General features: G+C 63.2%; 9 protein-coding genes. 7 read left to right on the top strand and 2 right to left on the bottom strand.

From position 1 onward, the window contains the following. The first annotated feature begins 270 nt into the window (after positions 1–270). Both H261_RS20635 and H261_RS20630 read left to right on the top strand, forming a co-directional pair. Positions 271–729: a hypothetical protein gene (locus tag H261_RS20635; protein WP_008621522.1), complete on the top strand. Its 459-nt coding sequence runs from the start codon at positions 271–273 to the stop codon at positions 727–729. A 71-nt stretch (positions 730–800) separates the two neighbouring features. Beyond that, entirely contained in the window at positions 801–1,541 is a 741-nt protein-coding gene (locus H261_RS20630; protein WP_008621520.1) for a hypothetical protein, read from the top strand. Between the two features lie 224 nt (positions 1,542–1,765). Here the strand turns inward: H261_RS20630 and H261_RS20625 are convergent, their stop codons facing one another. Next, positions 1,766–2,191, bottom strand: a complete 426-nt coding sequence (locus tag H261_RS20625) for a hypothetical protein (protein WP_008621514.1) — start codon at positions 2,189–2,191, stop codon at positions 1,766–1,768. Between the two features lie 241 nt (positions 2,192–2,432). On the opposite strand from H261_RS20625, the gene H261_RS23585 reads away from it, so the two are divergent. The 4 genes from H261_RS23585 to H261_RS20600 all read left to right on the top strand — a co-directional run bounded on the left by H261_RS23585 (position 2,433) and on the right by H261_RS20600 (position 8,978). Further along, positions 2,433–6,431 (top strand): Eco57I restriction-modification methylase domain-containing protein, encoded by a 3,999-nt coding sequence (locus H261_RS23585; RefSeq protein ID WP_008621512.1) that lies wholly within the window; start codon positions 2,433–2,435, stop codon positions 6,429–6,431. A gap of 2 nt (positions 6,432–6,433) precedes the next feature. Further along, complete coding sequence (gene darT, locus H261_RS20610; RefSeq protein ID WP_040477058.1) at positions 6,434–7,090, top strand: type II toxin-antitoxin system toxin DNA ADP-ribosyl transferase DarT; 657 nt, start codon at positions 6,434–6,436, stop codon at positions 7,088–7,090. Positions 7,091–7,102: 12 nt separating this feature from the next. Next, positions 7,103–8,155, top strand: coding sequence for a type II toxin-antitoxin system antitoxin DNA ADP-ribosyl glycohydrolase DarG (darG, locus tag H261_RS20605; RefSeq protein ID WP_008621508.1), 1,053 nt, complete (start codon positions 7,103–7,105; stop codon positions 8,153–8,155). A gap of 136 nt (positions 8,156–8,291) precedes the next feature. Then, positions 8,292–8,978, top strand: coding sequence for a recombinase family protein (locus tag H261_RS20600; RefSeq protein ID WP_008621505.1), 687 nt, complete (start codon positions 8,292–8,294; stop codon positions 8,976–8,978). 32 nt (positions 8,979–9,010) lie between these two features. Here H261_RS20600 and H261_RS20595 read toward each other — a convergent pair whose 3' ends face one another. Further along, the gene (locus H261_RS20595; RefSeq protein WP_152427016.1) at positions 9,011–10,717 is read right to left on the bottom strand and encodes a site-specific integrase; all 1,707 of its coding nucleotides are present in this window, start codon (positions 10,715–10,717) and stop codon (positions 9,011–9,013) included. Positions 10,718–10,958: 241 nt separating this feature from the next. Between H261_RS20595 and H261_RS26570 the strand changes: the two genes are divergently transcribed. Further along, positions 10,959–15,030, top strand: a 4,072-nt coding sequence (locus H261_RS26570) for a beta strand repeat-containing protein (protein ID WP_008621499.1), incomplete at its 3' end; no start/stop codon positions are given.

Here is a 15,030-nt window from a genome sequence, read left to right as displayed (position 1 = left end):
AAGTTTCCGAGCCAAGGAAATCAGGTACATGCAGGGCCGGTGGTCACTCCACCGGCCCTAATTGTGTCGCAATCTGTGAAGCGGGCGCAAGACCTCCTCCAGCCTCTCGAGCAGCGGAAAGCGAAGTCCTAGAAAACCTACCAAGTCCCGGCCCGGATCGCGGCTGGTCCGCTCGATCTGGCATGCCCTCCTTGCACCGGCAAAGGAATGCGCTGGCGTCGCGATACAACATCATGTAGAATATACATCGTGTTGTTATCTGGAGTCTCTATGACCGCCTTCCGCACCATCGCCATTCCCGAATATGCCCACCGAACCCTAAAGGCTTCAGCGGAAGCCAAGGGCATGTCCATGTCGGAACTGCTGACCGAGCTTGTCTCGACCCATTGCGCACCGGATAGAGGAAAGGCGCCCAAGGCCCTGGATGTGCGTCTTTGCCGCGATGAAGCCGGCCAAGCGGTTCTTCTGGTCATTCGAAATGAGACCGTGCGCCTGGAACGTTACGATGCTGGGAAACTGCATGACGCTTTGGTAAAGGCCACCACTAAAAATCTCGGCCAACGTCGGACGACCTTCAGGGTCGGGTCGCAGCTTATCCAGGTCTTTCCCCGTGGGCGGGGCGTGGTCGTATCCATCGATGCCGAAGAAATTGCCATCATGAAGGCTATCGCCCGCGACCTCATCGCTGAGCTGGATGACCGGCTGGTTGCACAGAGTGGCTCGGACTGACAATGCCTCGCAGCTCACCCCATGCACCGGCGTCGAAAAAGTCCGAGAAGAAGCGATCGAGGAAGCTCGGCGTGTCGTCGGCAACGCTTGGCGCCGTGCGGATTCTGCGGGGTGAAGAGGTCGTCGCCTACCTGCCCACTATAGTGTCCAATTCCAACACGCCCTCGATCGATGCTTCCTCCAACGAGCCGAAGGCGAGATGGGACCTGTTGAACGAGCTGGAGAAGGCGCTGGTTATAACCGCAACGACGGCCAATGGGCTGGCCTTTACGCTGAACTTCGACAGTCTGGTGATTAAGGACGCGAAGCGACGCAGGAAGACGCTGGGTTCTTATCTCGGCAATCGCCTTGCTGACGCTCTCCGAGGAGTGGAGCTACACTGGGGCGAAGACTTCGACCGCTGGTTTGTTCTGGAGATCGCCCCTGGCGGTTACGTCCATGCCCATGGTGTCATCAGCGTTGCGAACGATAACGCTCTCCCTGACGTGAAGCGAGCCATGGAAAAAGCCAGCGGCACCGACCCTAAGTCCTTCAAAGGTCGTGCCGTGAATATCCAGCCGTTCGACGCCGACAAGCAGTGGGAGGGTTCTTATGGCGCCGATGGCTGGGTGCGGTACTGCTTCAAGGAGGTCCACCGGACACCTCGGCGGCTGAAGAAGATGGGACATCAGCCTGGCCGGGTCTATGTCAGCGGTCGGCGGCTTACCCGGCAGGGACGAAAGGCTTGGGATCAGCTGCGGGCGCCGGAGCTACAGGATCAGAAGGTCAGCCCCACCACAGGGAAGCCCTGTCCGTCATGGGGGACGTGGTAGGGCGCCGCGCTTGACTTCGCGGAGCATCGCCGGAGCCAGCCAGACGAGCGCGGGGCGGTGTCGGCGGTCAATCTGGTGGATCGGTACCAGCGGGAGCGCCGATCGACTCCTATGGGCTTCCCAGCCAGTTTCCTGGCGACGACTAACGGTCAGTCAAAAGCCGACCTGACTCCCAGCAGCCAGGATTGCCGGATTTTCCCTTGCACAAGAGCTTGCCCGCAGCGCTACCAAGTGCCCCACTCCGGGCACTTCTTCTTCATAGCCTGAAATTCGCTGGCGGCATCATCGGGCGGGATGATTTCGCCCAGAATTGGCGCGACCATCTCCATTAGCCCCAGGTCCTTTCGGAGCTTCAGGATCGCGTTGACCGAACGGATGAAGGCGGCGGCTTTGGTCTTCTTCAAGCTGTCCCGCGTGGCGCCAACCGCAACCTCATCGGTGAGGTCCGCTGGCACGAGGTCGCCGAAACTTTGACTCAACTTCTTCTCAGCATCCCGTAGTGCCAACCGCGTAGAAACAATGGCCTCTGCCACGGTTTCGCAAGAGCCCAGGCCGACGATCTCCCGTTGAACGACTCGGCCATTCACTCGGTGGCTTTCAACCACTCTCCAGTAGGTGTGTCCCTTGGATGTGCTGGAGCGAATGAACATGACAACAAATCCTTTGGGGGAAAAACAAATGCAGGGGGCGTCAATATCACGGTTGGCACTACGCAATCTACTCCCAATGTCACTCTAATGTCACCGCCGCGTCACCACTTGCGGCGAATAAGCGGTGACATTGCAGGCTGCCTTGCTCCGGCCGGAGGGGCGGCACCTTGCCAGAGCTGAAGGCACATGCCAGAGTGCCAGTCGAAGAAAAGCATTCCATCATCACGCGAACGGGGGGATCGTGATCCAGGGGGCGTTGTTCACCCGCGACTTTCTCGGCGAAGGCATAACCGAGACCGCTGCCTGGACGGCGCTGGATGACGCAGTTGTCGAACGGTTTCGGCTGGCTGTCCTCGGCATCTACGAAAAATTCCCGACGGCGAAGACCCCAAGCGAAAGCCGAACCGAGGATGACCTGATCTGGAAGGTGCTGGGGCTGCTGGGATGGGAGAACTATTCCCGTCAAGTGAACCTGTCGCCCAAAGGGATGGAGCACAAGCCAGACGGCCTGTTGTTCGGCGACGCAGAGGCGAAGAGCCGCGCCGACAGGCAGGCCCATGAGTACAAGCAGTACCGTGAAGGCGCCGCTATCGTTGAGAGCAAGCGGTGGCTGCGAGAGTTGGACCGCAAGGGTTCGACCAAGGACGATTTCGGTGTCCCTTCGACCCAGATGATCCGATATCTGGACCGGCTCAATATCGTTACCGATGGCAAGGTCCGATGGGGCATCCTGACCAACGGTCGGCACTGGCGCCTGTACTACCATGGCGCCACCTCTGTCTCGGAAGAGTTCCTCGAACTCGACCTGCCGACGCTCGTCGGTCTGCCCGGCTTCTCACCGGGGCTATTCGACGGCCCACCGGCTCATTACCTCAAAGTCTTCATCTTGATGTTCGGGCGGGCGGCTTTCCTGCCCGGCGAAGATGGCCGCACGTTCCACCAACTCTCCCGCGACGAAGGGCGGATGTGGGAGCAGCGGGTCGCCGGGAGCCTGTCGGAACTGGTCTTCGGCAAGGTCTTTCCCGCCCTGGTCCGGGGTATTATCGACAGCGATCCGCAACGCCTTCCATCCCTAGCGCCCGAGTACCTGGAAGAGGTCCGCGAGGCCGCACTGATCCTCTTGTATCGGCTGCTCTTCGTCCTCTACGCCGAGGATCGCAATCTGCTGCCCGCGCGCCACCGAGCCTACGACGATTACGGCATGAGTAAGCGCGTCCGGGATGATGTCGCCAAGCGTATTGACGAGGATGATGTCCTGGCCGCAGAGATGGGCGAGTACTACGCCCACATGCGCCGCCTGTTCCAGCGCATCGACAAGGGCGCTCCATCCATCGGCTTGCCGCCTTATAACGGCGGGCTATTCGCCCCCGACCGGAGCGGCGCCCGTATCCTTGAGCGGATCGAACTACCCGACGCCCTGTTCGCCCCGGTGATTGACGCCCTGTCGCGCCACGATGACGGCAAGGTCAAGCGACGCATCAACTACCGTGACCTGTCGGTCCAGCAGTTGGGGTCGATCTACGAGCGCCTGCTCGAAAACGAAGTCACCGTCTTGGACGGAGAAGTTCGCGTCGGCGGCGATGGCGAGGCGCGGCACTCGTCGGGTAGCTTCTACACCCCCGAGGCTCCCGTCCAACTGATTATCGCCAAGGCTGTCGGCCCTTTGCTGGAGGAGAGGCTCGCCACGTTCCATCGCAAGGTCGAGGAAGACGCCAGCCTCGAAGCGTTGCTGGCCGCTGACCCGGCTACCGCCATGCTCGATATCAAGGTCTGCGACCCGGCCATGGGGAGCGGTCATTTCCTGGTGTCGCTGGTGGACTACCTCGGTGACCGCGTCCTGGCGGCCATCGCCGAAGCGGAAGCCTTGGTCAAGGGTTACGAGTGCCCGCTGTCCAAGATCATCGAGACCATCCGCACCGGAATCCTGACCCATGCGGAGGAAGGCAAGTGGCCGATCCTTCCCGAGCAATTGGAAGACCGCCTGATCGTGCGCCGCATGATCCTGAAGCGTGTCATCTATGGCGTAGACAAAAACCCCATGGCGGTGGAACTGGCGAAGCTGGCCCTGTGGCTGCACACCTTCACGGTCGGGGCACCCCTGTCCTTCCTGGAGCACCATCTACGTTGCGGTGACAGCATCTGCGGAGAATGGGTGCGGCCTGTCTGGGATGATCTCGATCACCGTGGGGCGCTGTTCATCAAGAACTCGGTGATCCAGGCCAAGCAAACCGCTCAAGGTATGGCGCGAATCGAGCGGCTGGCCGATGCCGATGTGTCGGAGGTGAAGCTGTCTAAGCAGACTTTTGCCACCGTCACCGAGGCAACCGAGCCGCTGGCACGCTTCCTCGACTTCATGCTGGCGCTCAAGTGGCTGCCCACCAAGGACAAGGCCTCTACGGCTGCAATCCAGGCCTTCCTCGACAAGCAGTTCGGAGATCCCGTTCAGGTCGCAGCCTGCTTGGTGAAACCGACAGCGGCTGCGCCCCGCGAGCAACCGCCCCTGATCCCCGATGAGAAACCCCGGCAAGGTAAGCCGGGTGCCGTCAATGCCCCCGAGCGGGGCATTCGCTCCACCTTTGTCAAACTGTTGACCGAGGTGCGGGCACTGGCCCGGCGCGAGCGGTTCCTCCACTGGCAGGTGGCATTCCCCGGTGTCTGGCAGGACTGGGAGAGCGCAGACAGCAGCGGCGGTTTCGATGCGGTGATCGGCAACCCGCCCTATGTCCGCCAGGAGTTGTTGGGCGCGGCTAAGCCCTATCTCAAGGATACCTTCATCAGCTTCGACGGCATGGCCGATCTGTACGTCTACTTCTACGAACAGGGGTTGCGCCTGCTCAAGCCAGGGGGGCGTCTGTCGCTGATCGTCACCAACAAGTGGATGAAGGCGGGTTATGCCGAGGCACTCCGCCGCCTGTTCGCCGAGAAATCCTGGGTGGAAACGGTGGTCGATTTCGGCCACGCCAAGCAGATATTCCCCGATGCCGACGTATTCCCCTGCGTCATCGTCGCTCGCCGTCCTACGCTCGATCCCGCCCCGGCAACGGCTCGTGTTTGCGTCATTGACCGCGATCGCCTCGATCTCGACCGTCTGGTCGCCCAGGTGGACGAGCACAGCTTCGACATGCCGCGCGAGGCGCTGGCGATCAGCGGCTGGAACCTGGAGCCGCCCGGCGTCCTGGCGTTGATGGACAAGATCAAGGCCAAAGGGGTGCCGCTGACTGAATTTACCGGAGTAAAACCGTATTACGGCATCAAGACCGGCCTCAATGAAGCGTTCTTAATCGATACGGCAACCCGCAACGCATTGATCGAGAGCGACAACAAGTCAGGGGATATTATCTTTCCTTATATGCGCGGCCAGGATATCGACCGCTGGCATGCGCCGTGGGATGGGACATGGATGATTTTCACTCGACGCGGCATCGACTTGGATCGATACCCTGCGATTAAGAGGCACTTGGAGAAATATCGCATTCAATTGGAGCCAAAGCCAAGTAACTGGGAGCCTCAGAGTCGAGGTGAAAAGTGGCCCGGCAGGAAGACGGGGGCATACAAATGGTATGAGCTCCAAGATGCCGTTGACTATTACAATATTTTTGCGGCGCCGAAAATTATTTACCCTGATATTGCTTGGACGCCATCATTCTGCCTAGACCTATCGGGATTGTATCCAAGCAACACCGCATATGTCTTACCCACATCAGACCCCTGGGTTGCCGCAGTTCTAAACTCCCCCATTGGTTGGTGGTTTTCCTGGCGAGCAGCACAGCACGGCAAAGACGATGCGCTCCGTTATTTCAACACATTTATTGAGAGCTTCCCAATTCCTAAGCCGATGAATTGTGCGTTCCACAAGGTAGAGGCCAAGGTCACACGCCTGATAACCATCAAGGCCGAGACAATCAAGGCCACCACCGCGATCCTTGACTGGCTCCGGCTGGAGTTCGAGGTGAGCAAGATCAGCCAGCGTCTTGCCGCCCCGGCCACGCTGGGGCTCGACGATTTCCTGACCGAGGTCAAGAAGGGGCGCAAGGGTCGGTTGATGCCGGCCAAGCTGGCCGAACTGAAGCAGGGCTATGAGGACACCATCGGGCCAGTCCGCACCCTGGTCGGCGAAACTAACTCCCTGGAGCGCGAAGTGTCCGATCTGGTCAACCAAGCCTATGGCCTGACCGCCGATGAGGTCGAGTTGATGTGGAAGACGGCGCCGCCCCGCATGCCGTTCACGGCGGAGGGGTGAGCATGCCCGTTCCCGCCAGCCCGAAGATCTATCACATTGTAAACGTGGACAAACTGCCCTCCATCATTGGCGATGGGGCGCTATGGTCAGACGCTAAGATGGCCGTTCATGCGCCGGTCGGGACGGTCATAGGCATGCAGAAGATTAAGAATAGGCGCTTGCATCTACCCGTGCATTGTCGCCCAGGCACCCATGTCGGCGACTATGTTCCGTTCTACTTTTGCCCTCGATCAGTCATGCTCTATGTTATACACTGTGGGAACAATGAGGGGTTGGCTTACCAGGGCGGCCAGGAGCCGATTATCCACCTTGAAGCCGATCTGCATGAGGTGGTGGCCTGGGCTGATGGCGCGAATGTTCCGTGGGCTTTTTCACTTTCAAATGCAGCCGAGGTATACGCCGAATTTCGCCACGATCTCGTCCAGTTGAATGAGGTGAATTGGCTTGCTGTGGATACGCGTCGCTGGGGCGGCCCCAACGTTGCCCCAGAAATCAGATCGAGCAAGCAAGCTGAGTTCCTGGTATACGATGCATTCCCGTGGAACTTAGTTCGCCGGATCGGAGTATGCTCAAGACAGGTTGCAATGCAGGCATCAGAAGTTCTAAGAGAGGCTGCTCATCGCCCCGGCGTCGAGATCAAGCCTGACTGGTATTACTGAAGGATGTCCTCGATGATCGAATATCGCAAGGGGGATATTCTCGCGGCAGATGCCGAGGCGTTGATCAATACGGTCAATTGCGTCGGGATCATGGGCCGAGGCATTGCCCTCCAGTTCAAGAACGCTTTCCCTGAGAACTTCCACGCCTATGAGCTTGCCTGCCAGAAAGGTGAGGTGCAGCCGGGCCGGATGTTCGTCTTCGACACGCACGGCCTGACCAATCCGAAGTTCATCATCAATTTCCCGACCAAGCGGCACTGGCGAGGCAAGAGCCGCATGGAGGATATCGATTCGGGTCTGGAGGCGTTGCGCCAGGAGATCATAGCCCGTCGTCTCCGGTCCATTGCGATCCCTCCTCTCGGCAGTGGTCTTGGTGGCCTCAACTGGTCGGATGTGCGGCCTCGGATCGAACGTGCCCTGAGCGACATTCCCGATGTGACGCTGGTTATCTACGAGCCCGGCGGAGCACCCTCAGCCGACACCATCGTCAAGTCGCGCGATGTTCCCAAGATGACCGCTGGCCGGGCCGCCCTGGTCGTCCTGATGGACCGCTACCTGCGCGGTCTGCTGGACCCGTTCGTAACCCTCCTTGAGGTGCATAAGCTCATGTACTTCATGCAGGAGGCGGGACAGCAGCTTCGGCTGAGATACGTCAAGGCTCCCTACGGCCCTTATGCAGAGAACCTTCGCCATGTGCTGCGTGAGATCGAAGGTCACCTGATCTCCGGTTACGCCGATGGTGGAGACGCTCCAGACAAGCAGCTTGAGTTGGTCCCCGGCGCGGTGAATGACGCCGAGACACTTCTGCATGATGATGCCGCAACCAAGGAACGCTTTGATCGCGTGGCGGACCTTGTCGAAGGGTTCGAAACCCCCTTCGGCCTGGAGCTGCTGGCGACCGCCCATTGGGTGGCGACCAGGGGGAATGCCAAGTCGTTGGACGATATCGTCACCGCGACATACGCTTGGAATGAGCGTAAGCGGCAGTTCAACCAACGGCAGATCGCCCTTGCTGTGCAGGTCATGGCTGCGAAGGGGTGGGTGCCCTCCCACCTGTCGGCCTGACGCGCCGCCGAGCCGACAATCCAGTCTTCCACCGACAGTTCCCTCACCCCACCGTCAACGTCCTAAAGCACGTTGACGCCGTAGTGCCAACCTCCTAACGTGATCATGCAAGTTGACTCGTTGACAGGAGGGCGCCGTGGCGGTCTATGGGTATACGAGGGTCTCGACCGACAGACAGGCAGACGATGGTGAAAGCCTCGACGTGCAGCGTCGTCAGCTCGAGGGCTACGCCCTCATGCATGGCATGAAGCTGGAGGCGGTCTTCGTCGAGCGCGGTGTCAGTGGGTCAAAGCCGCTGGCAGATCGTCCAGAAGGTGGGCGGCTGCTGGCCGACCTGAAGAAGGGGGATGTGGTACTGACCCCGAAGCTGGACCGCATGTTCCGCTCCAGCCTCGACGCGCTGGACAATCTCAACCTGCTGAAGGGCATGGGCGTCTCGCTGCACATGCTCGACCTGGGCGGCGACGTGACCGGTAACGGCATCTCGAAGCTGGTCTTCACGATCCTCTCAGCGGTGGCCGAAGCCGAGCGAGACCGTATCCGTGAACGCATCGTCACGGTAAAGGCCGACCAGCGGGAACGAGGGCGCTACCTCGGTGGTCGCGTCCCCTTCGGCTGGCGGGTCGATGGCGATGGTGGGCTGGTCGAGATCGCCGAGCAGCAGGCGGCCATCCAGACCATGGTCGCCATGAAGAATAACGGGTTGGCACTACGAACCATCGCCGAGAGGATGACCGCTCGGGGGTTCAAGCTGTCCCACGAGGGCGTGAAAAAGATCATATCGGCGCATGGTGGGGCGAACCGTGCGGTATCACCGAGTTAGAGAGCGGCATGGGATCTGCTGGAATGGCGCGCTCAGGGCGTCGGCAGGATCAGCCCTGGATACTCAACTCGCGAAACCCATTCGGCCAGGACAGACACCTCATATCCCAGCCCGTAGTCGTCCTCTACATGCTTGGCGGAATTCCGATCCTCCGGTTCATGCCCCACGATCGCGTGACGAATGTCCTTTGGCACTCGCGCCGCGCGCAGGCGGTCAATGAAATTGTGGCGGGTTGAATGGTAGACGACCTTCCGGGCGGTGCGCTGTTCCTTTCCTAACGCGAGGTTCAGCAGATCGGCATGCCAGTGAGACGCACGATTGCTGAGATAACCGCCTTTCGGATTGAGACCCGGCCATATGGTCTCGTAGCCTTTCTGGCGCATATTCTCGACGTGGGCGAGGAATCCCATCTGCATGATGGTCGGATGCAGCGGCACCCGACGAACTCCAGCCTCGGACTTCGCCTTCACAATGTCGATGTACCAGACGCCATCATTCTGGAGCACTTGATCGACGGTAAGCGAGCAAAGTTCGCCGAGACGGCAGCCGGTGAGCAAACCAAGAGGGAATAGCCACCACCTCCAATCTCTGACCTTCGTGGTGCCAGGATCGAAAACGCGGTCCGGTGATTTGCAGCCGTACCAGATTGGCGATTTGAGGACGGTGCCGAGTTCATCCATCGTGAAGGGGTTGCGGAGCCTACCCTTCTTGGCCAGCGCAGAAACCGAGATGTCTGTCGCGGGATTGGTCGTGCATTTGCCTGCCGCGATGCACCAGTCGAAGAACGTCCGTACATGAGCAAGATACTTCTGATTCGCTGTAGTGGGTGTGATCGGCCTCAGCCCCTCGCGCTCGGCGATTTCGAGCACTTCGGCAATGCTCTTCCCCGGCCAACGCTTGGTAGGGTTGGTCGGAATTCTGGTCAGCAGTTCGCGAAAATCACCGATGCGTGGACGCGTGAGATCAGATAGCAGGACTTCATCACCGATGAAGGTCCGGAATAGCCGCAGAGCGTTCTGGACATCATACAGCCGCTTCTCCTTATAGCGACCGAGACGCTGCGCTTCCTCAAGAAAGGCATCAACCAGTGGGCCAAGCGGCGGTCCAACCGCAGTTGTCGCCGTGCCGACCGGTGCAGTTTCCGGCGAGACTCTTTCGGTGAGCAGCGGGGTGAACCGTCCGGCCGACCTGTCAAGCCGCACTCCATGGACATGGGCCAGCGCCGCCGTCACTTGCATGCAAAGGAGAGCAAATTCGGAACTGCCACGATCGACATCAAGGTCATGCCGTTCGAGAAGAGAGCCAGCTTCATGCTTCGCAGCCGACCAATCATGGGCTTCAAGAGCGCCCTTCCAGCGCTCCAGTTGCCCCTCGGCATCGTCGGCCAGCATCGCCGCCGCTGCTTCGCCCTGTCCAACGTTCCACCTGACCGCACGATCAGCAGCCCAACCAGTCTCGATGCGATTGAGAGCATCAGCGTCCAGTTCGCTCTTGATCAGGTCATCGATCAGCGCACGCATGCGGTCGGGAGATAGCGAGGTCACGGACAGATATTCCCAAAGGTTGGCTAGCGCCGAGGCAATCCTGGCGGCACGCAGACGTGCTCGGTTCGGGCAGGAGGTTCTCAGCGAGGAGGTAAGATGAGTTCGCCCGAGCCGGAGCGCCACAACTTTCGGCACCCGGCATCGGAAGTTCCAGACCGAACCCCGCAGGACCGTCCCGACCGCAATCTTCGCCATGTGAAGCACTCCGTGTGACACACGAGCGATCACCGGCCCAGCAAAAAATCACCTAGTTCACTGATAACACGGATGAAAAGCCAGAATCAGGGAACGCTCCCGCTCGGCTCCACCAAAATCAAAGGACCCGGCCGCAAATATGGCCGGGTCCTTTTGATTCGCGCACCGCGTTAACCCGGCGTTATGAACACACCTGCTATTCGGTGGAGGTTACGGCCTCCAGAACCGGAAGCACTGCGCCGTGGTGTCGTCTGTCTCCTATCTCACGGTAACCCAGATCGCCGGCTTCACGGTCACGGCGGTGCAGGCGCTGTCGTCCACGACGCTGTCCGCGCTGAGTGCCGCCCAGGTCCAGGCCTTCAGCGTCACCGGCATCCAGGCGCTGTCCTCCACCCAGATCGGCCAGTTCGGCACCACCCAGGCGGCGGCGCTGTCCACCACCCAGATTCAGGCGCTGGGGCCCAGCCAGATGGGCTTCTCCGCCACCCAGCTGGCGGTGCTGAGCGTGGCCCAGATCGACGCCTTCGACGCCGCCGAGATCGCGGTTCTCTCCACCCAGCAGATTCGGGGACTGACCGTCACCGAGGTGGGGGCGCTGAACACCACCCAGGTGGCGGTCCTGGCCTCGTCGCAACTGGCGGCGCTGACCGCCAGCCAGGTGCGCGGCCTGACCTCCACCCAGCTGAACACCCTGACCACCACGCAATTGGCCGGGCTGACCGTCACCCATCTGGGAATGCTGAACACCTCCCAGATCGGCGGATTGAGCACGACGCAGCTGACCGACCTGACCACCACCCAGGTGACCGGCTTTTCCTCCACCGGCGTGGCGGGACTGTCCACCACCCAGCTGACCTCCCTGGCCTCCACCCAGCTGGACCGCCTGACGGTCACCCAGGTCAAGGGGCTCTCCGCCACCCAGGTGGCGGCGCTGGATACCACCCAGCTGGGCGCCCTGACCGCCACCCAGGTCGGCGGCCTGACCGTCACCCAGGTGGCCGGCCTGAGCGCCACGGTGGTGGCCGATCTGACCACCACCCAGGTGGCGGCGTTGTCCGCCGCCCAGATCGCCGCCCTGACCACCGCCCAGGTGGCCGGCATGGAAACCACCGACGTGGCGGCGCTCACCACCACGCAGATGGGGGTTGTGGAGCGGACGGATCTTGCGGTGCTGTCGACGACGCAACTGGCGGGGTTGGGCGCCGCGCAGCTGGCGGCGCTGAGCGCCAGCAACGTCACCGGGCTGACCACCACCCAGGTCGCCGCCCTGTCCACCACCCAGCTGGCCGGGCTGGGCAGCACCCAGATCGGCGGGCTGACCACCACCCAGCTGGGGGGCCTGACCACCACCGGGCTGGCCGCCTTCTCCACCACCCAGCTCACCCGCCTGTCGGCCACCGGGGTGCAGGCCCTGTCCACCACCCAGCTGGACGCCTTGTCCACCACCCAGATTTCCGCCCTGACCTTCACCCAGGTGCCGCAGCTCACCGCCACCCAGCTGGCCGGCCTGTCCACCACCCAACTGTCGGGGCTGTCCTCCACCCAGACGGCGCGGCTCACCGCCACCCAGGTCGCCGGCCTCACCACCACCGGGGTGACCGCGCTGTCCACCACCCAGCTGGGCGGGCTGACCGCCACCGCCATCGCCGCCCTGACCCTGACCCAGCTGGGCGAGGTCTCCACCACCGCCATCGCCGCCCTGTCGGTCACCCAGGTCGGCGGCCTGACCCTGACCCAGGTGGGCGCCTTCACCACCACCCAGCTGGCGGCGGTCGCCACCACCCAGATCGCCCGGCTCAGCATCACCCAGGTGCGCGGCCTGACCACCACCGAGCTGGATGCCCTGTCCACCACCCAGCTGGGCGGACTGACCGCCACCCAGATGAGCAGCCTGACCTCGGCCCAGCTGGGCGCCCTGTCCACCACCGGGCTGGCCTCGCTCGCCACCACCCAGCTGCGCGGCCTGGCCTCCGGCGTGCTGGTCGGCATGAGCTCCACCCAGCTGGCCGCGCTGACCACCACCCAGACCGCCGGGCTGTCCACCACCCAGGTCCGCGGCTTCTCCGCCACCCAGCTGGGGCTGTTCACCACCACCCAGCTGGATTCCCTGACCACCACCCAGGTCGCCGGACTGTCCACCACCCAGGTGTCCGGCCTCGACACCACCACCCTCGACGCCCTCTCCACCACCCAGCTGCGCGCCCTGAGCGTGCTGCAGGTCGGCGCGCTGTCGTCCTCGGGGCTGGCCGGCCTCGCCACCACCGATCTGGCGGCGCTCACCACCACCCAGATGACCGGGCTGGAGACCACCGACGTCGCCGCCCTCGACGCCACCCAGATCGGCGCCTTCTCCACCACCCAGCTGGCGGCGCTCACCGCCGCCCAGGTCGGGGGGCTGTCCACCGCCACCATCGACGCCCTCTCCACCACCCAGGTCGCCGGCCTGACCATCACCCAGGTGGCGGCGCTGACCGCCACCCAGGTGACGGCGCTCGAGACCACCGACCTCGGGCAGCTGTCCACCGCCCAGATGTCCCGGCTGACCGCGGCGGCGGCGGCGGCGCTCAGCACCACCCAGCTCGGCGGCCTCGCCTCGACCCAGCTGGGCGGGATGGCCGCCCTGTCCTTCGCCGCCCTGACCACCGTCGACCTGGATTCCCTGTCCACCACCCAGATCGGCGGCATCGCCGTCTTCCAGCTGGCGGCGCTGACCGCCACCCAGGCCCCCGGCCTCAACACCACCGCCCTGGCCGCCTTCACCACCACCCAGATCGCCGGATTGTCGCTCACCGGCCTGGCCGCCCTGTCCTCCACCCAGCTCAACGGCCTCGACACCACCCAGATCGCCAGCCTGACCACCTCCCAGGCGGCGCGGCTGACCGCCACCCAGATGGCCGCCCTCGACACCACCGCCCTGACGGCGCTGACCTCCACCCAGGCCGCCGTGCTCTCCACCACCCAGGTGGCGGCGCTCTCCACCACCTCCCTGGTCGAGCTGTCCACCACCCAGATCGCCGGGCTGCGGACCACCACCCTCGCCGCCCTGGCCACCACCAAGCTGGCGGCGCTCACCACCACCCAGGTGGCCGGCCTCACCTCCACCGCCGTCGGCGCCCTCGCCGCCTCGGGGATCGCCGCCCTGACCACCTCCCAGATCGGCCAGCTCGCCACCACCCAGCTGGCCGCCATCAGCGCCGCCAATGTGCGCGGCCTCACCACAACCGGCCTGGGAACCCTCTCCACCACCCAGATCGGCGGGCTGACCGCCACCCAGATCGGCTCGCTCACCGCCACCCAGGTCAACGGCCTCGCCACCACCACCGTGGCCGGATTGTCCACCACCCAGGTCCGCGGTCTGGTCACCGCCCAGCTGGCCGGGCTCTCCACCACCCTGGTCGCCGGACTGACCTCCACCGCCGTCACCGCCCTGACCGTCACCCAGGTGCGCGGCCTCACCACCACCACCCTGGATACCCTCTCCACCACCCAGCTGGACGCCCTCTCCACCACCCAGCTGGCCGGATTGTCCTCCACCCAGGTGCGCGGCCTCGCCACCACCACCCTCGACGCCCTCTCCACCACCCAGGTCGCCGGATTGTCCATGGGCGCCGTCACCGCGCTCACCACCACCCAACTGGGCGATCTCAGCTCCACCGCCATCGCCGCCTTCACCACCACCGGCATCGCCCTGCTCGGCAGCACGGCGGTCACCGCCCTGGCCACCACCCAGATGGCGGCGCTCTCCACCACCCAGATCGCCAGGATCACCACCACCGCCATCCGCGCCCTGGCCACCACCACCCTGGCCGGCCTTTCCACCACCCAGGTCGCCGGCCTCTCCGCCACCCAGGTCGCCAGCCTGACCACCACCCAGATCGGCGGACTGACCGCCACCGAAATCGAGGCGCTCTCCACCACCCAGGTCGCCGCGCTGTCCGCCACCAGCCTCTCCGGCCTCACCACCACCCAGGTCGGCGCGCTGTCCACCACCCAGGTCGCCACCCTCTCCGCCGCCCAGGCCCGCGGCCTCGATTCCACCGACCTCGCCGCCCTCTCCACCACCCAGATCGCCAGCCTCACCACCACCGCCATCGCCGCCCTGCCCACCGCCGCCGCCGCCGGGCTCTCCTCCCTCTCCCTGGCCGCCCTCTCGACCACCCAGGTCAGGGGGCTCACCGCCTCCGCCATCGCCGTCCTCGCCACCAGCCAGATCGAGGGGCTCTCCTCAACCCAGGTCGCCAGCCTCTCCACAACACAGGTCAGGGGCGTCAGCGCGACAGCCTTCGCCGGACTCTCCACGACACAGATCGAGG

Source organism: Paramagnetospirillum caucaseum (assembly GCF_000342045.1).
Taxonomy (GTDB): Bacteria; Pseudomonadota; Alphaproteobacteria; order Rhodospirillales; family Magnetospirillaceae; genus Phaeospirillum; species Phaeospirillum caucaseum.
Note: the sequence above shows the minus strand (reverse complement) of the source record. Positions and strands in the feature narration are given on the sequence as shown.